This window comes from bacterium, assembly GCA_040757115.1.
In the GTDB taxonomy this organism is placed as follows: Bacteria; UBA9089; CG2-30-40-21; order CG2-30-40-21; family SBAY01; genus JBFLXS01.
In genome coordinates this window covers 1-19,587 of record JBFLYA010000056.1, presented here as the reverse complement: position 1 = coordinate 19,587, position 19,587 = coordinate 1, and the positions used below count along the sequence as shown (strand labels likewise).

At 38.0% G+C, this 19,587-nt stretch carries 20 protein-coding genes and 1 pseudogene; 6 read left to right on the top strand and 15 right to left on the bottom strand.

What is annotated here, in order from left to right; all coding sequences use genetic code 11:
• Window positions 1-293: 293 nt before the first annotated feature.
• The 5 genes from AB1422_06765 to AB1422_06745 form a co-directional block, all read right to left on the bottom strand.
• Window positions 294-443 carry a hypothetical protein gene (locus AB1422_06765; protein ID MEW6619036.1) on the bottom strand — a complete coding sequence of 50 codons (150 nt, stop codon included), beginning with the start codon at window positions 441-443 and terminating at the stop codon, window positions 294-296.
• The gene (locus AB1422_06760) at window positions 440-742 is read right to left on the bottom strand and encodes an HPr family phosphocarrier protein (GenBank protein MEW6619035.1); all 303 of its coding nucleotides are present in this window, start codon (window positions 740-742) and stop codon (window positions 440-442) included. Before AB1422_06760 ends, AB1422_06765 begins: the two co-directional genes overlap by 4 nt.
• Before the next feature lie 128 nt (window positions 743-870).
• Entirely contained in the window at window positions 871-1,242 is a 372-nt protein-coding gene (locus AB1422_06755) for a response regulator (protein MEW6619034.1), read from the bottom strand.
• Complete coding sequence (locus AB1422_06750; GenBank protein ID MEW6619033.1) at window positions 1,211-1,609, bottom strand: response regulator; 399 nt, start codon at window positions 1,607-1,609, stop codon at window positions 1,211-1,213. The genes AB1422_06755 and AB1422_06750 overlap by 32 nt, the downstream gene beginning before the upstream one ends.
• Window positions 1,584-3,353, bottom strand: a complete 1,770-nt coding sequence (locus tag AB1422_06745; GenBank protein MEW6619032.1) for an ATP-binding protein — start codon at window positions 3,351-3,353, stop codon at window positions 1,584-1,586. The genes AB1422_06750 and AB1422_06745 overlap by 26 nt, the downstream gene beginning before the upstream one ends.
• 452 nt (window positions 3,354-3,805) lie before the next feature.
• On the opposite strand from AB1422_06745, the gene AB1422_06740 reads away from it, so the two are divergent.
• Entirely contained in the window at window positions 3,806-5,041 is a 1,236-nt protein-coding gene (locus tag AB1422_06740; GenBank protein MEW6619031.1) for a plasmid pRiA4b ORF-3 family protein, read from the top strand.
• A gap of 349 nt (window positions 5,042-5,390) precedes the next feature.
• Here the strand turns inward: AB1422_06740 and AB1422_06735 are convergent, their stop codons facing one another.
• The 8 genes from AB1422_06735 to AB1422_06700 form a co-directional block, all read right to left on the bottom strand.
• Complete coding sequence (locus AB1422_06735) at window positions 5,391-5,804, bottom strand: DUF6516 family protein (GenBank protein ID MEW6619030.1); 414 nt, start codon at window positions 5,802-5,804, stop codon at window positions 5,391-5,393.
• Window positions 5,779-6,027, bottom strand: coding sequence for a hypothetical protein (locus tag AB1422_06730; protein MEW6619029.1), 249 nt, complete (start codon window positions 6,025-6,027; stop codon window positions 5,779-5,781). Before AB1422_06730 ends, AB1422_06735 begins: the two co-directional genes overlap by 26 nt.
• A 253-nt stretch (window positions 6,028-6,280) precedes the next feature.
• The gene (locus tag AB1422_06725) at window positions 6,281-9,694 is read right to left on the bottom strand and encodes a tetratricopeptide repeat protein (GenBank protein MEW6619028.1); all 3,414 of its coding nucleotides are present in this window, start codon (window positions 9,692-9,694) and stop codon (window positions 6,281-6,283) included.
• Complete coding sequence (locus tag AB1422_06720) at window positions 9,691-9,897, bottom strand: hypothetical protein (GenBank protein ID MEW6619027.1); 207 nt, start codon at window positions 9,895-9,897, stop codon at window positions 9,691-9,693. The genes AB1422_06725 and AB1422_06720 overlap by 4 nt, the downstream gene beginning before the upstream one ends.
• The gene (locus AB1422_06715) at window positions 9,894-10,325 is read right to left on the bottom strand and encodes a hypothetical protein (GenBank protein ID MEW6619026.1); all 432 of its coding nucleotides are present in this window, start codon (window positions 10,323-10,325) and stop codon (window positions 9,894-9,896) included. The genes AB1422_06720 and AB1422_06715 overlap by 4 nt, the downstream gene beginning before the upstream one ends.
• 80 nt (window positions 10,326-10,405) lie before the next feature.
• Window positions 10,406-10,603, bottom strand: a complete 198-nt coding sequence (locus AB1422_06710; protein ID MEW6619025.1) for a hypothetical protein — start codon at window positions 10,601-10,603, stop codon at window positions 10,406-10,408.
• A gap of 218 nt (window positions 10,604-10,821) precedes the next feature.
• On the bottom strand, window positions 10,822-10,992 hold the full coding sequence (locus AB1422_06705) for a hypothetical protein (GenBank protein MEW6619024.1): 171 nt from the start codon (window positions 10,990-10,992) through the stop codon (window positions 10,822-10,824).
• A gap of 284 nt (window positions 10,993-11,276) precedes the next feature.
• Window positions 11,277-11,705: a hypothetical protein gene (locus AB1422_06700; protein MEW6619023.1), complete on the bottom strand. Its 429-nt coding sequence runs from the start codon at window positions 11,703-11,705 to the stop codon at window positions 11,277-11,279.
• A 421-nt stretch (window positions 11,706-12,126) separates the two neighbouring features.
• Between AB1422_06700 and AB1422_06695 the strand changes: the two genes are divergently transcribed.
• From AB1422_06695 to AB1422_06675, 5 genes and pseudogenes are all read left to right on the top strand, one after another.
• Entirely contained in the window at window positions 12,127-13,047 is a 921-nt protein-coding gene (locus tag AB1422_06695; protein ID MEW6619022.1) for a HAMP domain-containing sensor histidine kinase, read from the top strand.
• Window positions 13,048-13,685: 638 nt separating this feature from the next.
• Window positions 13,686-14,021 (top strand): GxxExxY protein, encoded by a 336-nt coding sequence (locus tag AB1422_06690; GenBank protein MEW6619021.1) that lies wholly within the window; start codon window positions 13,686-13,688, stop codon window positions 14,019-14,021.
• Between the two features lie 265 nt (window positions 14,022-14,286).
• Window positions 14,287-15,333: a virulence RhuM family protein gene (locus AB1422_06685; GenBank protein MEW6619020.1), complete on the top strand. Its 1,047-nt coding sequence runs from the start codon at window positions 14,287-14,289 to the stop codon at window positions 15,331-15,333.
• 723 nt (window positions 15,334-16,056) lie between these two features.
• Window positions 16,057-16,188, top strand: a pseudogene (locus tag AB1422_06680) (GxxExxY protein).
• A 70-nt stretch (window positions 16,189-16,258) separates the two neighbouring features.
• Window positions 16,259-17,578, top strand: a complete 1,320-nt coding sequence (locus AB1422_06675) for a sigma-54 dependent transcriptional regulator (GenBank protein MEW6619019.1) — start codon at window positions 16,259-16,261, stop codon at window positions 17,576-17,578.
• A 457-nt stretch (window positions 17,579-18,035) separates the two neighbouring features.
• Here AB1422_06675 and AB1422_06670 read toward each other — a convergent pair whose 3' ends face one another.
• Together AB1422_06670 and AB1422_06665 are read right to left on the bottom strand one after the other, a co-directional pair.
• On the bottom strand, window positions 18,036-18,722 hold the full coding sequence (locus AB1422_06670; GenBank protein MEW6619018.1) for an ABC transporter ATP-binding protein: 687 nt from the start codon (window positions 18,720-18,722) through the stop codon (window positions 18,036-18,038).
• A 43-nt stretch (window positions 18,723-18,765) separates the two neighbouring features.
• Complete coding sequence (locus tag AB1422_06665) at window positions 18,766-19,305, bottom strand: FtsX-like permease family protein (protein ID MEW6619017.1); 540 nt, start codon at window positions 19,303-19,305, stop codon at window positions 18,766-18,768.
• Window positions 19,306-19,587: the final 282 nt, after the last annotated feature.

Genomic DNA, 19,587 nt, shown 5'->3' with positions numbered 1-19,587 from the left:
TTGATTGTGGAAAACAACAAATTTCCATAAATTTCTATTAGTTTCTATTAATTTCAATTTTTTAATAATATCTCCCTATCTCCTTAATCTCCACATCTCCTTTTGTTACACCACCTGAACGCTTACATTTTGTCAACATCAAATATTAATTGTGAATTGATAATGGCTAATTGATAATTGTCAATTAACTATAATATTTGGGTGAGGGAATTTCGTGAAGCCCTATTTTTTTTCATTCTATATAGTTTATTAATTTACCTTCATAATCTCCTTTTCGGTGCGTGAGACAGCCTCTATAAAATTCTTAATTGTTTATCTATTTCCTCAGGAGGAATTCTTTTACGAGTTACATGCAGATTAGCCATATCTAATAAATAAGCTTTACCAATTACTACTCCTGGTGAAGCAATTACACCTTTAAGTTTTACCATAGAAGAAGTCATTCTTTCTCTCCAAATTTATCATTTATTAATTGTATTAATTTATTTAAAGCCTGTTTGGCATCAGGTCCTTGTGCACTGATTATTATTTGACTACCAGATGATGCCTCTAATGTCATGATACTTAAAACACTTTTACCATCCACCCAACCTGGATTAGTATTTTTTTTAAGGTGAATTTTTGATTGAAACTCGTGTGCTATCTTAACAAAAGCAGCCGCAGCTCGCGCATGTAACCCTAACTTATTTTTAATAACAATTGTCTGTTGTAAAGAATTAGTTTGAATTTGAGTTGTATTCATTGAACTACTCCAATTAAATATTGATAGCCCATTCCATAATCCCATATTCCTGCAAATTTCAGTGGTGTCTGATGTCCAGTGTCTGAATCACAGCAATATATTCATTATGATTTTTGACTTTACCTCATCTATTCTCCCAATAATTCCTTTATTTTTGCTAATAATTCTTTATCATCAAAAGGCTTCGTAATATAGACATCTGCCCCTGTGCGCTCTCCCCATTCTTTATCACTCTTCTGTCCCTTAGCAGTTAACATAACAATAGGAATATGTTTGTATTGTTCATCAGATTTTAGGCGTTGACATATCTGATAGCCATTTTTTTTAGGCAGCATCACATCAAGGAGAATCAAATCAGGCCTTTCTTCTATTGCCTTATTCAATCCATCTAATCCATCGTATGCAGTAATTACCTCATATCCTGACATTTCCAGTCTGATTTTTAATGCCTTAACCAGGAAAGGCTCATCATCTATTACTAATACCTTTTTCTTTGACATTTTCCTCTAACACTTCCTTTATTGTAGCAATTAACTTTTCTGATTTAAATGGTTTAGTGATATAACCATCAGCCTTTAGTATTTGAGTGGCTATTAATCTATTACTCAGTTCTGTCCGAGCAGTAAGAAAAATCACTTTAATAGAATTAAGTTCTTCACTTTCTTTAATCTTACGGCAGACCTCCCACCCACTCATCTTAGGCAGCCAGGCATCTAAAAGTACCAGATCAGGCATTTCTTTATATACCTTATCTAATGCCTCTATCCCATTTAACGCAGTCATTACTTTATAATTATTTACTTCTAATCTAATCTTAAGTGCTTCAACAAGCTCTGTGTCATCATCTACAACTAATATTTTGGACATGGTGTTTTCTCCTTTTCGAATCTTCTTTTGCTTTAGCCATCAATTCATCTTTAGTAGTCGCATCATCAGGATAAGTAGCTATTCCTAAGTTTATAGTTACATCGATATGTTTACCTTCTTGAGTTAAAAATTCATGTTCTACTAATGCATTTAATATTCTATTTTTTATTGACAAGGCATCTTTACTGTTTACTTCTGACAGAATGAGAACCGATTTATTCTTTTTTATTCCTATAATTACATCTGTTTCCCCTCGTAATATCTCTTTGACTACATTTTCTACATCTTGTAATATTCCATCAATCGCCCCAGATTCACTCTCTATACTTACTATAAATAATGATAAAAACAATTGATTTCGCAAAGCACGGTTAAATTTTTGCGTCAAAGCATTTTTAAAGAATATATCTTCATCAAATTCAGGTAAAGAAAAGGTAAAATTACTTCCTTTGCCTACTTCACTTTCTACCCATATTTTACCATGATGCATTTCAATAAGTGCTTTACAAATACTTAGTCCCAAACCAGTACCTCGTGCTTGTTGGTCAGCAAGAAGCTCAATCCGTTGAAATCTCTCAAATATCTGGGGAATACTCTCTTTTGCTATACCTATCCCGGTATCGATTATACTAATTTGTACCTGATTATTTACCCTTTTACCTTCTATAGTTACCTTACCACCTTTTTGAGTAAATTTAATAGCATTATCTACAAGATTTGTCAATATTTGTGAGGTTTTATCCATATCCGCATATACAGATAAATCCGCAGGTAATAAATTTTCTATTAAAATGTTTTTCTCTTTTGCTTGAGCATGTAGGAATTTAATTACTTGTTCTGCAACAGTAGTTATATCAATTTCCTTACGATTTAATTCCATCCTGCCAGATTCTATCCTTGATAGGTCCAACATATTGTTAATTAATCGAGCTAAACGATTAATGTTCTCATTAATAATAGATAAAAACTCATTTTGTTCTTTATTAATCTTACCTGGAATTTCATCTAAGATAAGTGAGACAAATTCTTTCATAGTAGTAAGAGGTGTCCGAAGTTCATGCGAGACAATAGAGACAAATTCTGATTTCATTCTATTTAGTTCTTCAAGTTCTTTATTAGTTCTTTCTAATCTTTCAGACCTGATGTTTGACTCCATTAATTCTTCACTCCTTTTGCGAATAATATCTGCCAGATGTCCTGCTATGATAGCAATCCAGAAGAAAAATACTACCCGCACAATTACCGAGGTGATAAAATATTCAACATCTTCAGGTAAAGGAGTTTTAAATGCTAAGATAGATATTGGTGGTAAAATATCGAGGAATTCAAGACTAATAATAGTGGTGTATAAAATACTGCTCAGACCTGCAAAGATAATACTTGCTCGTAATGATAGTAGAGCCCGGGCAGCAATAATGATTATAAAATAGATAAATATATCAAACCAACTGCCCAGGCCACCTGTAAAATGTACCCCTGCGGTAATAAGAAGTAAGTCTACAATTAATTGGAAATAGGCAATAAATCGTAAACATTTTTTTAATCGAACCATTATGATATAAAATATATTAAGTGCATATTCAACTAAAGGAAAAATTTCAGGAAAGCCAATTTGTACCTCGCCACGCTGTGCAGATAAAACAAATATAAAATATGGGAATGTAGCGGCTACCCATCTGATATTTATCAGCCATTTTATCCGTTTAGCTAACTCTTCTTTTTCTATCTGATTAAGCTCTTCCATTAAGTATTACTCCTTTTGATTAAATTATATCCATTAATTATGTTATTGTCAATAAATTTTTAATTTTTCTTTACAATTCCTATAAAATATGCTATTATAAAATAAAGTTAAGTGAAGAAGGATTACCTGTGATTCAAACAGTAGACTATAGACATCAGACATCAGACTAAAGCGGGCAGAAATTGCAGAAGAATGAAGGCTTGGGAGACCTGCCTATACTTCTGCTTAGGAAAAAATTCAGGGAGTGAGGTTTTAAGGATGGTTTCCCAAATGTCGCTAATTTCCTGCATAAATAGAGTCTATAGTCTTGTGTCTGATGTCCAATGTCTGAATCACAGTTAATCTCCCTATCTCCTTTTCGGACACCAGGTAGTGTGGTATAATTTTGTTTTCCCATGTTGATCTATTTCACAGGTCGAAATATTTTTTATAGATAAAAGGGGGTAATAAAGATGAACAATCCCAAAATACATTCTTTATCGTCTGAAAACAAACAGATTCTTCGCAATCAGGTTATTGATGAGAATGGTCCGGGGACTGTTTTGCGTGATTTTGAGATACTACTGGGTTTTATAGGGTCAAAGAGGTGCCAGGTTAGCAGTAAAAATAATCTTTTGCCAATGGACTTACTAAGTCAACTCAATGCACAACTCACCCATCCAATTGAGATTGGTCTTGACCGTCCACTTCAAAAGTCATATCCTTATATAAATGGACTGTACCTTTTGTTACGGACTACCAGGCTGGCATATATAGAAGTAGCTAAGACAGAACAGGTTTTAGTTTTGAATGAGCCAGTACTTCAAGAGTGGCAAAAACTTAACTCAACAGAGCGGTATTTTACTCTGCTGGAGACATGGCTACTCAAAGTAAATCCAGAAGTTCTCGGAGAGCACAGCACCTCATTCGATATTCCTATCTTTAAGTGGTTAAGTTTCTTCAAGGAGATACCGGCTCAAGGACTAAAACTTGTAGGAAATAAAGATAAAGAGGAGTTTATAAGTTACATTATAGGATTATATACTGTTGCCCTGTTAGAGCTGTTTGGGTGCATATCTGTGCAGCACGGTAAACCTGAAAAGGGAAAAGGATGGCGTATTGCTATGGTGCATCGAACACCATTTGGAGATGCACTTTTGCAGTTACTCGGTAATGTGCTAAATCATCCGAAATATTTTTACAAGGAAAGCGAAATGGATGTTTGTTTTGGGGAATTGCAACCGATTATCCAGCCTTTTTTCCCACAGTGGCGTAAGAATCTAAGTCTTCCAAAGCCTGAGTTTCAAGATGGTATCTATATTTTTAAGGTATCCCTGAGAAATGTATGGCGACTTATTGCCATACCAGGCGAAAATGACTTACAAAGTCTAAGTAACATTATTCTGAAAACCTTTAATTTTGACTTCGATCACCTCTACTGTTTCACCTACAGAAATCGTTTTGGTGTCTCTATCAATGTAAATCATCCGTATATGGAAGAGGAACCATTATTGGCTGATGAAGTGATTATTGGTGATTTAGACATTAAGCCTGGTACAACTATGACCTACCTGTATGATTTTGGTGATAATTGGAAATTTGATGTAAAATTAGAGCGTATCGACCCGGTAGACCCTAAAATCAAGAGCCCCATTATTCTTGAATCTCATGGTAGCCCCCCACAACAGTATCCAATTTGGGATGAATAAAGCACCTATAGCAGTTATTATTCAAAACTTTACTTAGAAATACAAATAATGTCCCATAGGGACAACATATCGGTAGAAATAAATATCACACAAATAATGTCCCGTAGGGACAATATATCGGTAAATGGCTTTCCATAAATTTTCTACCAATATATCGTTCCTACGGAACTGATTGATTTGTCTATCTATTCCTACCGATATTATGTTCCTAACGGAACGATTATTCTCATGCCTTATTTATGGATATTATCCTATGTAAACTTCCAGTTAATAACTGCTATAACCGCACAGGTGGATATTTTTTCTTCGTGGTCTTCGTGCCCTTCGTGGTTTATCTTAACTGCACAGGTCACAATTTTTCAATTTCTTGAATAAGAGCTGGCAAATTGGGGTGCGAGAAGCTCATATTTGATGCAGGGATGCGATGATGCTTAATATCAGGAAGGATATACTTATGGTGAGGATAAGTCCTGGCAAGGGTTGAGTCGTCAGGATGCGGTTGTGCATCATACCAGGCTATTTTGTCCCCTTTATTCCATAATTCATACCCATAATCTTCAATCACAACAGGCCCTTCGTCAAATGACAGGCGCTCTTTAAGCGTGATCCGATATCCCTGGGTAAAGGCAATCTCCCCCTGTAGAGTGGCTGTCCTTTTACCATGTTGCACAATTATTAGAGTAGACCTCTGAACAGAAGGGAAGCATTGTCTAAGGGTATAAATGAATTCTTCATAGTCATGAAGCGATTGGAATGGGTTCATGACGGAGCGTCCTTTCAATAACATTAACCAGACTTTGTGACTGTTTTCGCAAGTCCTGAATAGCCCGATAATATTGTTCTCGGCGCCGGAGCATGATTTTGTATGCCCCAGCCCAGTCAGCCCAATCTAACACCCAGTCATCATCCTCTGGCTCTTCCCCGCTGGTGTAGGATTCATAGAATGTTTCCGAAAGCACTCCATACTTGCGCTCGTATGCTTCCAAATCTTCATGAAGTGCGTGAATATCAGCCATAATCTCCTGTAAAGTCATATTGCTGTTATACCTCCTCTCATCCCTACAAAAATTCTTCCCTCCACCAGTTCTATATTATAGCCTATAGAAATGGCTAAGTCAAGCAAAAAATCATTGATAAATGTTGAGATCTGGTACGGCGTTCTTCCGTTTTAAGCGTACATACCCACACCGGGCTGCTCATCCGTGATAGCTGGCATTTCTTCACTCCGACTTGCTTAACCTACACACCAGGCTGGGCTAAAATATCCCTGATTTGTTCCGTACCAGGCAGTCCGGCTGCCTGGCCAATCTCAAACGCCCGCTGCAGAATGGCTGTGCCTTCTTCTCTTTGGCCTATACCAACCAACAGTTGCCCAAATACCTGCCCTACCTGAAACAACCCCATGGCATCGTTTGTTTCCACAGCCAGTCGGTAAGCCTCCATCTCCAGTTCTAATACCGCTTCCATATTTTCCCTTTCAGCCTCAATCATAGCGATATTGTGAAGCGTTGGAATCTGTCCACTTTTATCCCCGATTTCCTGGCTAATCTTTAATGAGCGGTGAAGATAGTCAAGAGCGGTATCGTAATCTCCTCGGGCATGATAAATCGCACAAATATTGTTCAGTGTTGTCCCTTCACCACTTTTATCCCCGATTTCCTGGCGAATCTTTAATGAGCGGTTAAGATAGTCAAGGGCAGTATCGTAATCTCCTCTTGCATAGAAAATATTACCAATATTTGCCAGGGTTGTGCCTTCCCCACTTTTATCCCCGATTTCCTGGCGAATCTTTAATGAGCGGTTAAGATAGTCAAGAGCGGTATCATAATCTCCTCGGCCATAAGAAATGCTGCCCATATTTGACAGGGTTGTGCCTTCACCACTTTTACCCCCGATTTCCTGGCGAATCTTTAATGAGCGGTTAAGATAGTCAAGAGCGGTATCGTAATCTCCTCTTGCATAATAAATACTACTGATATTGTTCAGGGTTGCCCCTTCTTCATATTTATTCCCACCTTCCTTGAATATCTTTAATGAGCGGTTAAGATAGTCAAGAGCGGTATCGTAATCTCCTCTTGCAGAGCAAATCTGACTGATATTGTTCAGGGTTGCCCCTTTATTCTCTTTGTCTTCATCAGTAAGGGTGGGCAGGGTATCAAATGCCTTAAGGGCTTTATCGTAAAATGGTAGAGCCTGGTCATATTGCCCGGTGCTTAAAAAAATAGTTCCCATTCTATTCCCACACCACCAGGGCATATCTTCTCCAAACAACTCATAAACTGCCTGGCAGACCTTTAATGAGTTTTCGTAGAATGAGCGGCTATAGTAAAACCAGGCCAGGCGATCGCCAGGTTCATCCATCCGCTCCTTGTTCCTGGCATGATAAAACTGCCAGAAGGCTGCTTCAAGCTCGTTTATGTTACCATGCTGGACTTCGGAGAGCATGTAATAATGGTATCTGCCGGCATTTTCGTGAAACTGGGCAGGCATCTTTTCTATTACCTTGATACGCTTCAGAAGGTTTTTGACTAAGGGCGGCATAAAGTAATAGACAAGACTTAGCTCCCGGTCCAGATAGACCTGAATAAGGGTGAGGTCTTTAAGGTGCTCAAGGGGTGCTTTCAAGGCATCAGCAGGATAACCTTGCAGGTGAAAGGCTGTTTCAATCACAGGCAGGCTAAAGTGATACAGGAGGTTAGCCAGCTCTTTCTCTTTCGGGCATGTCTTTTCCCAGAGTCTATCAAAGATCAGATTCTCAGCCATCTTCTGTAAGACCTCCTTAGTCACTTCTCTGTCCTTTTCTTCAAACTCCTCAAGGGTCTTGTCCATTTCCTTATCTGCCTTAGAAAATGCCTTATGGAAAAACTCGATATAGCGGAAATTACCACCAATGGCCTGGTATAAGAATTCCATCTGGTTCTGGTCAAGCTTTAGCTCAAGGTTATAGCATTTGCGGATAAAGTCGTTAAGCTCAATATCGTTTAAATCAAAGGATATCAGGGCTTCTTCTAATTCCTTTATCGGATAGCGGCAGGTAAAGATGGTGAAAATCTTTGGGTGTTTGGCGGCATAGGCCATTACTGAGAGGGTTGGCTCATGGTCTGAGAGAAACTCCCCGGTTCGCTCATCCTGGAATGATTCCACATTATCAAAGAGCAGGACAACCTTAAATTCCCTGCCTATCCTGTCCAGCAAGAAGTTGATCTGTTCTATGAGATTATCCTTAAGATGCACCAGGGCATCCACCCATTGTATTTTGTCCTTTCGTAGGCAGAATCTTTTAAGTTGGTCAAGGACAGTGCTTAAGGCAAACTCTGTACCTTCCTGGTTAAAGATAAAGGGAGTTAGATCAGGTTGAAAGGCAATAAGCCTCAGGATAAGCTTACGGGCCATAGTTGTCTTGCCAATACCTCCCTGGCCATTGAGGAGAACATGCTTTTTCTCATACAAAACAGGCATAATCCGGGCAAGGTCTTCCCGGCGGCCAACAAACTGGTCTTTTTCTATACCTGTTTTTCCCATAGTAGTATTGGCAAAGATGATGTTTGTATCATCCGGCACCAGTGGCTCAAAGTCTTTATTGTCCCAGTCAACAATTTGGGTGTCACAACTGAGGTATAGGTTGGGGATTATCCACTGGGCTGGCTGTCGCTGCCAATTCCCCTGGCGAATAATTTCATTGGCTTCTGCATTTCTTATCTCGTTCTGGGCATAGGCAAATGCCTCAGGCAGGGTCAGGGTCTTTTTATCAGCTATTTTCTGATAAAAATGGTAAGCAAACAGAGTGGCATATTGGTCGGAAATGGACATACCCATGGAGACCACTGCCGTGATGCCCTTTTGCAATAATGTGCCAGTGAGCCCAGCCATACCTTTTTCAAACTTTGCCTGGGCACTCTGGCAGGAAGAGAGGAAAACCAGGGGAATGGTATGGTCATCTTTAAGAATCGCCTCGGCAAATTCCAGAGGCTTAGCATATTCTGCCTTCAGGCTCAAGGCATCTTCCAGCAGCAAGCGGGCTTCCCCCTTTTCCTCATCAAAGATACCGTGGCCGCTAAAATGCAGGATATGGTAGTTATTCTTATCAATCTTGCGTTTAAGTGAGGAAAGAGAACCATCATCAGTAAAGTCCACCTGCACCTGGCCACTTGTAAACAGTGGCTCAAAGGCACTTAGAATCAGCCGCTCTTCCTCTTCATAATTCAGCCGACCTTCAATAGTTATATCTTTGGGAGAAGAGAGCATGATCAGGATTTTAAGTGGGCCGGGGGTTGGTGGTTTAGGTCTCGGCTCAGCCAGGAGTGTGTTTTTGCTTATAAAGAGCTGAGGATTTTGGTTAAGTGGCCGGTCAGACACAGGGTCAATAGCTATTCCCCAGGGTATATTCAGAATCTCTGTATCAAGGTGGTATAGATTGATGTGGTAAAAATTATTGCTTTTTGAGATGTCTTCAAGGATAGAAACAAGAGGTGGGGTCTTTTTAACGATGCTGGAAAGGCTTGTGCGAAGTTCATCCAACATGCTGATATCCAGAGAGCTGCCTTTATGCAGCCGACCGGCACTTTCTATGGAAGCAATTGCTTTGCCAAAACTTGCCTTCAGGGCTTTAGTTTCAGTATCTGACAGCTTCAGCTCAATCCGCTTAAATATCATAGGTACTCCTCCTTGCCGCGCATAATCACAGTATCAGGTGATAATTCCCCCTCAATCTCTACCCGAACAATCTTATCACAAAAAGGGCAGAATGTGTCTATAGAGCTTTTAGTGCCCTTTGATTCATCCTTTAATTCCAGGACAACAGGGAATTTGTGGTCTTTGTTGTATGGACAGACTACGGTATGAGTTACCTTTTTCATGGTTTACCCTCCATAATAGAGATGAGATATAAAAATGTCAGGAGCACAAGCGGGATAAAATAGAGCACCGTAGAGATGATGAATCGGCGCTGCTTTGTTTGGACAATTTTTGCCTGGACAGATTTAATACTGTCCACAGATTGGGAATGGAACCTATATTTTTCAGGAAATAGCACCAAGAAAGCAAATATTAGTGAGCTAAGCCAGAATACAAGCACCACAAAGAGCCAGATAGGATGGATGAGGATGAGTTTGAGTTTGTCAATGGCGGTAATAATAATGGTTAAGGAAAGAGAGATAATAGTGGCTAAGAATTTGGCGGCATCTTCAAAACGGTTGGGAATATCCTGTTGTAATTTCCATGAATATTCAAGCCAGGTTTTAGTATCTGGTGGTGCAGGTGTTGCTTGAATTTCTTTTTCAGGCATAATAAGTTCCTCCTCTTTGTTCCTCTGGGGAATTTCGGGGACACAATACTAAATTATTTATTCTTCCATAGACCCTTTGGTCACCGTTTCAATGGACATAAGACCAGTCCTATATCCACCTCTACCTGTCTTATAAATTCCTCACTACCAAGCACTCTGCCGGTGCATCTGTGACTACGCATAACTTCCATCTCCTCCTCTTTTAATCCATTCCCCAAAAATCCACTCCAATCACTTATTACCTCTAATAGCCTTCCTGCCTGTAATTGTTCAGCCACGGATGAACACGGATGAAACACAGAAAATTCGTGAATCGTGTCCGTTTTCCGTGTCCGTAATCAGGCTGAAGACTGAAGGGTTTTTCTCCTTCTGACTTTTATCTTCTATCCTTCTTGATTCTCTGCCAGTAGAGGAAATTTCCACCCCCTAACCCCCGCCAGCGGGGGACACCCCGGCTCTGCCCTCCTCTGCCTTCTGCCCTCTGTATTTATCCGTGCTAATCCGTGTTAATCAGTGGCTGAATAGTTACTCCTGCCTTTACTAACTTATCGTCTTTACCTCTTACATGGGCACCAGCACTTGACCACTTATATTCCCACGCTGATTCTACCACCTTCGCCCTGACTGGATTTAATTCTACACACCTCACCGCTGCCAAAACCAACACATTCTGTCAACTTAAAATTTAGTATTGTGGTAATGCGTTAGTTAGAGAGCGTTCACAATTTGGGACTTGTGGTTAGTTTATAGATTTTTCAAGGGGATTTTGCCATTTATGCTGATTAAAATCATTCACACCTGGATTAAAGCGGACTATAGAAGTCTCAAAAATAGACAACTAAACCCGCCAAATACAAAATAGCCTTTTATTCAAATTCCAAATAATACTCCATTGCGTTAGTTCAACCCAGAATTGTGTGTCGGCGTTGCTCCACACAAATTCTTAATTCGTTATCTGCTGGTGCCCGTTTCTTCCTCTACTCCCGAAATCCTTTGTGCCTTAGAAGAAAGGATAGCAATTATAATCCCAAGCACTAAGGTAAATAGTACATCTCCAATATAAAACATAGGAGACATTCCCAGAGTCAGCCCAACAATCAAGCACAACAAGCCAAAGAATATCAGACCATATGCACTCAAAATCAGCATTGGACCATACCGCAGAGGATTTCGAGCAAGGATTATGAAATATACACCAATCAATCCAAAGACCCCACAAGCAATTCTAAAAAGGTACATTGCCGATGGGACATCAGGAATTGGTTCGTAGCCAAACCACCGATAGATATTTTCTATCATTGCCCATGGCAATACCATAAATGGAATAGCAGTCAAACACCCTATGCCACAAATCCAGAGAGCTATCTTCAAACTTTTCATCTATCTCACATCCTCATGACAGATAACAACCAAGCTCACCTGCCCGAGCGAAGCGAGGGTCAAGTGCAGCGATTGGTTATAATTTTTCTTTTATTTTCTCACACAAAGCCTCAAAGCACACAAAGATTTATTCTATTTCTCCATTGACTATTCTTGATATTCCATCTTTGTGTTCTTTGTGTGATTATTTTTTATTATTCTAACTAAAAATTATATCCATTAATTATGTTATTGTCAATAATTTTTTAATTTTTCTTTACAATTCCAATAAAATATGCTATTATAAAATAAAGTTAAGTGAAGAAGGATTATAAAATAAATTGTAAGCGTTCAGGTGGTGTAAGAAAAGGAGATATGGAGATAAAGGAGATAAGGGGATATTATTAAAAAAATTGAAATTAGTAGAAACTAATAGAAATTTATGGAAATTTGTTGTTTCCCACAATCAATTTCTACCTATTTCTATAAATTTCAATCTATTTCTATTATCTTATCTCCATATCGTCCTTATCTCCTTATCCCCTTTCTTACACTTTTGATATATAGCCTGAACGGTTACAATAAATTAAGGAATGAAGAGATGCAAACAGAAGATACATTGACTAATAAAAACAAAGAACTATTATTAGCAAAGTCTGATTTTTTATCCACTATTTCGCATGAGTTAAGGACACCTTTAACATCTATCAAGGCATTCACTCAATTATTATTATCTGACCTTGATGGAAATCTTAAAACACGAGTAGAATATTTGAATATAATCAATAGTGAAATTGATAGGTTAACTGCATTGATTAATGACCTGTTGGACTTGACAATGATGGAAGCGGGTAAAATGGAATTTGAGGAAAAGGAGTTAATAATCGAGGAGATTGTAAAATCTGCAATTGATGCAGTTAATTCATTTGCCAGGGAAAGAAATATTGAGATAAAAACCGATTTAGAAGAAAAATTACCTGCTTTAATCGCAGATGAGGAAAAACTTACTCTACTAATGACCCATTTGTTAAACAATGCGATTAAATTTAATAAAGATAGCGGATTAGTAGAAATTAAAGCAGTACTACTAAAAGAACCTAAAGAAGCGATTCAAATTAGCGTAAAAGATACGGGTATCGGGATTGCCACACAAAATTTTGAGGTAATATTTGAGAAGTTTAAAAAGGTAGAGGATAATATTCTTCCCTCAGAATATCAAGGAGCAGGATTGGGATTAGCTTTATGTAAAGAGATTGTAATGCACTACAAAGGCAAGATTTGGGTAGAGAGTGAGTTAAATAAAGGCAGTACATTTTATTTTACATTACCAATATCCAAAGGGACAAGAGTTATAAGCGGTTAAGGTTTATGGAGTGCTGTGGCTTGCCACCGCTTTGAGGGTTACCGCAGAAGTAAGGCTTTGGTCTGCCAAAGATAGAGCAAGTAGATAATATCTCTCCTACTCTCGCACTCCAAAATTGATATTTATAATTTTTGGTAATTATTCACCACGAAGGACACGGAGAGCACGAAGTGAAATTTGATGAATTATCGAATAGAGTCATTGGATGCGCTATAGCGGTGCATCGAACTCTTGGACCAGGTTTGCTTAACACCGTGAAGAGTGATAATTCACCATTCACAATTGACAATTCACAATTCACCATTATTAAGGAAATTTAGGGAAGAAATTGTGAATGGTGAATAGTTACCAATTTTTTGTAAGGGTTCAGGTAGGATAAAAATAAGGAGAAAGGGAGAAGATGGAGAAATGGAGAAAAGAAGAGTTAACTGATAGGATTATTAATGCCTGTATTAATGTCCATAAAAAGTTAGTGTCGTGTTGAGTAAGTTTTGCACGGGGCATCATCAGGTTTCGTAACCTGCAAACGGATAATTGGTAACTGGTAATTGGTAATTGGTTAAATAGTTTCGTCCTGAGCTCAGCCCAACGGTATTTAATTACCAGTTACCAATCACCAGTTACCAGAATCGAATTCCGTGCGTTATTTGTTCAACACGACATTAGGACCTGGTTTTCTGGAGAGCATCTATCACAATGCTTTGAAGGTTGAGTTTGCAAGACACAACATCATCTTTGAATCAGAAAAAGAAGTCAAGATATTCTATCAAGGTGTTGAGGTTGGGATTCATAGACTTGATCTTTTTGTTGAAGATGAGATTGTGGTAGAGATTAAAACTGTTGAGGAGATAAGTGGGAAGTATTATAATCAGGTTAGATTATACATTAGAGCAGTGGATAAAGAAATAGGGTTACTGGTAAATTTCGCAGATTCCAGGATTGATGTCCGAAGGGTGGAGCAAGAAAAAGTTTGAGCCATTTCTCCAGTTCTCCCTTTTCCCCATTTCTCCTTGTTTACACTTCTAATGTATAGCCCTGAACGGTTACAAACATATTTTAAAGGTTCAAGATGACCGTGAGCCAAATATAGTGATAATTATCCCAATCGATAAATTCGGCGCAATTGTTGAACCCATGATCGATGAAATTCTGACTTTGTTTGACCAAAACCAAAAACTCGCTCAAGCCCGCGATTTGCTCCTGCCGCGGCTGATGAGTGGAGAAATCGAGGTGTAAAGAATGGGAAGAAACAAGCAGATTGTTCCACAAAACAGCTTCACGGAATTTTTGCTCTACACCGCGCCAAACGGTAAGGTAAAGGTGGAGATATTCTTACGCGATGAAACCGTGTGGCTCACACAGGCAAAGATTGCCGAGCTTTTTGATGTGGACAGAAGTGTGGTTACCAAACATCTTCTAAACATTTTTTCTGAAGGCGAACTGAATAAAGATTCAACTTGTGTAAAAATTGCACAAGTTCAAAAAGAGGGTCAAAGACAAGTATCAAGAAAAGTAGAGTTTTATAACCTTGACGCAATTATATCCATAGGTTATCGGGTCAATTCGCTAAGAGCAACGCATTTTAGGAAATGGGCGACGCAGGTGCTCAAGGAATACATCATTAAAGGCTTTGCTATGGATGATGAGCGGTTGAAAAATCCAAACAATATTTTTGGACAGGATTATTTTGAAGAACAACTGGCACGCATCAGAAATATCCGCAGCAGCGAGCGGAGGTTCTATCAAAAGATCACGGATATTTACGCTCAATGCAGCGCTGATTATGATCCCAATACCGATATAACCAAACAGTTTTTTGCCACGGTGCAGAATAAATTACACTTTGCGATAAGCGGCCAGACTGCTGCGGAAATTATTTACCAGAGAGTTGACAGCAAAAAGCCTAATATGGGGTTAACCTCCTGGAAAAACAGCCCCAAAGGAGCAATCCGCAAAATGGATGTAGGCATAGCCAAAAATTATTTAAACGAAAAGGAGTTAGACAGCCTTAACCGTATTGTAACGATGTATCTGGACTATGCTGAAATGCAGGCGCAAAAAGGCATTGTTATGTATATGAAAGATTGGGTGGAAAAGCTGGATGCTTTCTTGCAATTCAATGAAAAGGAAATTTTACAAGATAGCGGTAAAATCAGCCATGAAGTAGCCCTTGCTTTAGCGGAAAGCGAATACGAAAAATATAGGATTGTTCAAGATCGGCTCTTTGAATCCGACTTTGACCGAGAGGTTAAAAAATTACTTGAAACTAAAAGGGAAAAACTATGACTTCTTTAAATGAAGACACACTGGTGCAACAGACAACAGCAAACTATCTCAAAGAACAGAGTATATCCCACCGTCCCATCGCCATATTATTCAACTCTTAAGGAAGGGAGATAAGCGAAGGGAAAGGAGAAGATAAAGGGGGATTTAAGGAGGCGTTCTTGAATTTATTGATTCGTTCAGGTCAAAGAGGCACAGGCTCATAAGAGAGCCGAAATTGAATTGCTTGACATCATCCTCTTTATCCTGACAATCTGCGGTCATCTGCGTCCTATAAAGAGAAAGGTAAGGAAGGTATAGATGCTATACTTATATCTTGATGAAAGTGGAGATTTAGGGTTTGATTTCGTGAATAAGAGACCATCAAAGTATTTCACGATAGCCATCTTGTGGTAAAAGGATATGAAGAAAACCGATTACTGTTAAAGGTAGTGTAACTATTCACCACGAAGGGCACGGAGAGCACGAAGTGAAATTTGATGAATTATCGAATTCATGAAGCTCAAATATTGACATATATGGTAATAAGTCAGTTATTTGGGGGAATGAACATTAACCTGCGGAGGACAGAGCAATGAAAATAGTAGGCAAGTAGGTAGTAGGTAAGTAGGAAAGGGCTAAAGGATGTGCCCGGTATTCCTCTTCTGGGGGTAATGTCTCCCCCTTTCCTACTTTCCTACTCTCCTACTTCCTACTTTCAGGAGAATCCCCCATTTCACTGACCCATTACCATATATGAAATTGGCAAATATCAAGGTTGATCTATTGATAAATTTCAATGTGGAAAGATTGAAAGAAGGCATAAAGAGATTTGTTCTGTCCAATCTTCGTGTCCTTCGTGCTCTTCGTGGTGAATAGTTACTTCCAACTTTTCCATTTTTCCTTGCTTACACCTGAATAATTACTAATTTTTTAAGGATAATCCAGGATGAAGAAAAAGATTTTAGTAGTAGAGGATGAGGAAAAAATTCGCAATGCATTAGTTACTATTCTTACTAAAGAAGGTTACTTAGTAACTACTGCCAAGAATGGGCAAGAGGCACTAAATAAACCAATACAGGAGTTCTCATTAATAATTACTGATTTAAAGATGCCTCAGATGGACGGATTAGAGCTTTTAAAAAGGGCTAAGAAAATCTCCCCGGATGTAATTGTGATTATGATTACTGCCTTTGGAACTCTTAAGACAGCAATTGAGGCAATGAAACAAGGGGCTTATGATTATATCACCAAACCTTTTGAATTAGATGAGATAACCATAGTTGTTTCAAAGGCACTTCAACTACATAAAGAAATAAAAAAAGAGGCAAAGTTTGACGAGATTATTGGCAAAAGTCAAAAGATAAAAGAGATACATGAATTAATTAACCAGGTAGCTAAAACCGATACTACTGTTCTGATTAGAGGCGAGACCGGGACAGGTAAAGAGTTAGTGGCAAAGGCAATACATCGATTAAGTCTGCGGCAAGATAAACCTTTTATACCAGTTAATTGTGTGGCATTACCAGAAAATCTATTAGAGAGTGAATTATTTGGACATGAAAAGGGTGCATTTACAGGGGCAATAAACCAACGACTGGGTAGATTTGAACTGGCTAATACAGGAACTATATTTTTAGATGAGGTGGGAGAGATGGATATACCTATGCAGATTAAGTTACTGCGTGTGTTGCAAGAAAGGGAGTTTGAACGAGTTGGAGGCACTAAAACTATCAAAGTAGATGTCAAGGTTATTGCCGCTACTAATCGTGATTTAGAAAAGGCGGTTAAAGAAGGAAAATATAGAGAAGAATTGTTCTATCGACTAAATGTTGTCCCAATATTTTTACCTCCTTTGCGAGAAAGAAAGGATGACATTCCTATTTTATTAGAGCATTTTTTAAAGATATTTAATCTTCGGACTAATAAAAATATACTTGGGATTACAAAAGAGGCACAAGAATTATTGACTTCATATGATTGGTTTGGAAATATTCGAGAACTTGAGAATGTAGTTGAAAGAATGGTAGTGTTGGCTAAAGGTGATAAAATAGATATTGAGGATATTCCAAATAATATAATTAAGGCAAAAGAGAAGAATCTATCATTTAAAGAGTCAGTATATCAAGCAAAGGCACAACTTGAGCGGGAATTGTTGATTAAAGTCCTACAGGAAGTTGGCGGTAATCGGACAAAAGCCGCCAAAGCCATTGGAGTAGACCGTAAAACCCTACAGAAGAAAATAAAAGAATATGGCTTAGTGGCTTAGAGTCAAACCTTGACAGGCTGTTGACATAAGGTAGTGTCAAAAATAACATGAAAGAATTATGAAAAAATCGGAAATGGATAAAAGTTGCTTTTTGACAGATTAAGGTATATGTTTTGGGAAACTTTTATTAGGTTTTTCTCTTTGTAACGATGATGCCAGAGACAATATTCTGCTGTCTTGCTCTTTTAGTGGTTTTGAGAGAAACCAGACACATATATTTTTTCCCATTATATCACAAAAAATGGGGGGAGGCAAGCCCAATTTACATAACTGTCTAAAAATATAGAGAGTTAAAAGGAATTTAGGTAAAAGTTTTTGACATTACCTTTTAGATTTTGTTATATCAGTATAACATACCTGTCAATCTATTAAAGGATGCCCATCTTTACATATTATCAAATTCCTATCAGTTTAAGAAAACACAAAAAGACTCGCTATTACTTACCTTCTCTACTTACTACGCTTGTCCTTTACTTATCTCACCATCTAAAAGAGATATTTTCCTATGAGCAAAATTAGCAATTAGTTCATTATGGGTAATTAAAAGGATAGTAATTCCTTCCTGGTTAAGTCTTTGAAAAATTTGCATAATTTCCGTAGAGGTTTTAGTATCTAAATTCCCGGTTGGTTCATCCGCTAATATAATCCCTGGGTTATTAACCAATGCCCTGGCAATTGCGACTCGTTGTGCCTCTCCACCTGATAATTCTGTCGGTTTATGATTTGTCCTTATCTTCAGGTCAACTTTTTCTAATAATTTTAATGCCTGGTTTTGTCTATCTCTACGGTCAATACCGGTATAAATAAGAGGTAATTCTACATTTCGTAAGGCAGTAAATCTATTGAGTAAATTGAATGTTTGAAAGACAAAACCTATTTTCTTTAATCTTATCTCTGCAAGTTGATTGTCTGAAAGTTTAGACACATTTGTTCCTTCTAACAAGTAAACCCCTTGAGTTGGTCTATCCAGACAACCAATAATGTTAAGGAGAGTAGATTTACCTGAACCTGATGGACCCATAATAGCCACAAATTCACCCTTTTTAATCTCTACAGATACATCCTTTAATGCCTCTACATAGACATTGTTACCTAATTTATAAATCTTTGATATGTTTTCTAAACTGATGATTACTTTATCCATTTGTTCTTCAATCCTTTAGTTCTTTGGTTATTCAGTCTCCAGATTACTCATATCTCAATGCCTCAATCGGAGTAAGGTTTGCTGCCTTTTTAGCCGGGTAAAATCCTGATAGTATTCCAATAATGACCGCAAATATAAAACCTACTATTATTGCCCAGAGTGGGAATATTATAGGCACGTTAAATAATGGTGCGACGAAATAATCAATGATTATTCCTACCATAATTCCAATTACCCCACCACTTACACTTAATACTACTGCCTCAATTAAAAATTGACATAAAATATCCCTCTTTCTGGCTCCAATGGCTAATCTTATGCCTATCTCTTTAGTCCTCTCTGTAACCGAAACTAACATTATGTTCATTATTCCAATTCCTCCAACTATCAAAGATATAGCCGCAATTCCGCCAATTACTAAGGTAGCTAATCTGATTAGTCGTTGAGTAGCCTGAAGTGTTTCTACCAACGAATGGGCAACAAATTCTACCCCTTTTTGTTTATGTCTAAACATTAATACCCTTTTAGTTTGAGCACAAGCCTCTTCTATAGAAGATGAGTTTATTGCTTGAGCATAAATCATCTGGGGTGACAATGTCTTGAATATTTTCTGAAAGGTGGTAAAAGGTAAATAAGCTAGACCTCCTTCACCTACACTTATGGTAGATTTATACCTGCAATCGGCAAGTGAGCTAACCAGAATAGCGTTAACCCCTTGATATATCAGTAGTTAATCTATTAAAAAATCTGTAGATTTTTTAACAAAAATGATTGACATTGGCCTCCTTCTATGCTATACTTTATCTAAGTGGTTGATACCACTAAAGTTAACATAAAAAGGAGACCAATTATGATTACTTCTTTA

Coding starts and splice junctions, on each gene's coding strand:
- AB1422_06765 (MEW6619036.1), bottom strand. CDS start 443: ATGACTTCTTCTATGGTAAAACTTAAAGGTGTAATTGCTTCACCAGGA.
- AB1422_06760 (MEW6619035.1), bottom strand. CDS start 742: ATGAATACAACTCAAATTCAAACTAATTCTTTACAACAGACAATTGTT.
- AB1422_06755 (MEW6619034.1), bottom strand. CDS start 1,242: ATGTCAAAGAAAAAGGTATTAGTAATAGATGATGAGCCTTTCCTGGTT.
- AB1422_06750 (MEW6619033.1), bottom strand. CDS start 1,609: ATGTCCAAAATATTAGTTGTAGATGATGACACAGAGCTTGTTGAAGCA.
- AB1422_06745 (MEW6619032.1), bottom strand. CDS start 3,353: ATGGAAGAGCTTAATCAGATAGAAAAAGAAGAGTTAGCTAAACGGATA.
- AB1422_06740 (MEW6619031.1), top strand. CDS start 3,806: ATGAACAATCCCAAAATACATTCTTTATCGTCTGAAAACAAACAGATT.
- AB1422_06735 (MEW6619030.1), bottom strand. CDS start 5,804: ATGAACCCATTCCAATCGCTTCATGACTATGAAGAATTCATTTATACC.
- AB1422_06725 (MEW6619028.1), bottom strand. CDS start 9,694: ATGATATTTAAGCGGATTGAGCTGAAGCTGTCAGATACTGAAACTAAA.
- AB1422_06720 (MEW6619027.1), bottom strand. CDS start 9,897: ATGAAAAAGGTAACTCATACCGTAGTCTGTCCATACAACAAAGACCAC.
- AB1422_06715 (MEW6619026.1), bottom strand. CDS start 10,325: ATGCCTGAAAAAGAAATTCAAGCAACACCTGCACCACCAGATACTAAA.
- AB1422_06700 (MEW6619023.1), bottom strand. CDS start 11,705: ATGAAAAGTTTGAAGATAGCTCTCTGGATTTGTGGCATAGGGTGTTTG.
- AB1422_06695 (MEW6619022.1), top strand. CDS start 12,127: ATGGAAATTTGTTGTTTCCCACAATCAATTTCTACCTATTTCTATAAA.
- AB1422_06685 (MEW6619020.1), top strand. CDS start 14,287: ATGGGAAGAAACAAGCAGATTGTTCCACAAAACAGCTTCACGGAATTT.
- AB1422_06675 (MEW6619019.1), top strand. CDS start 16,259: ATGAAGAAAAAGATTTTAGTAGTAGAGGATGAGGAAAAAATTCGCAAT.
- AB1422_06670 (MEW6619018.1), bottom strand. CDS start 18,722: ATGGATAAAGTAATCATCAGTTTAGAAAACATATCAAAGATTTATAAA.
- AB1422_06665 (MEW6619017.1), bottom strand. CDS start 19,305: ATGATTTATGCTCAAGCAATAAACTCATCTTCTATAGAAGAGGCTTGT.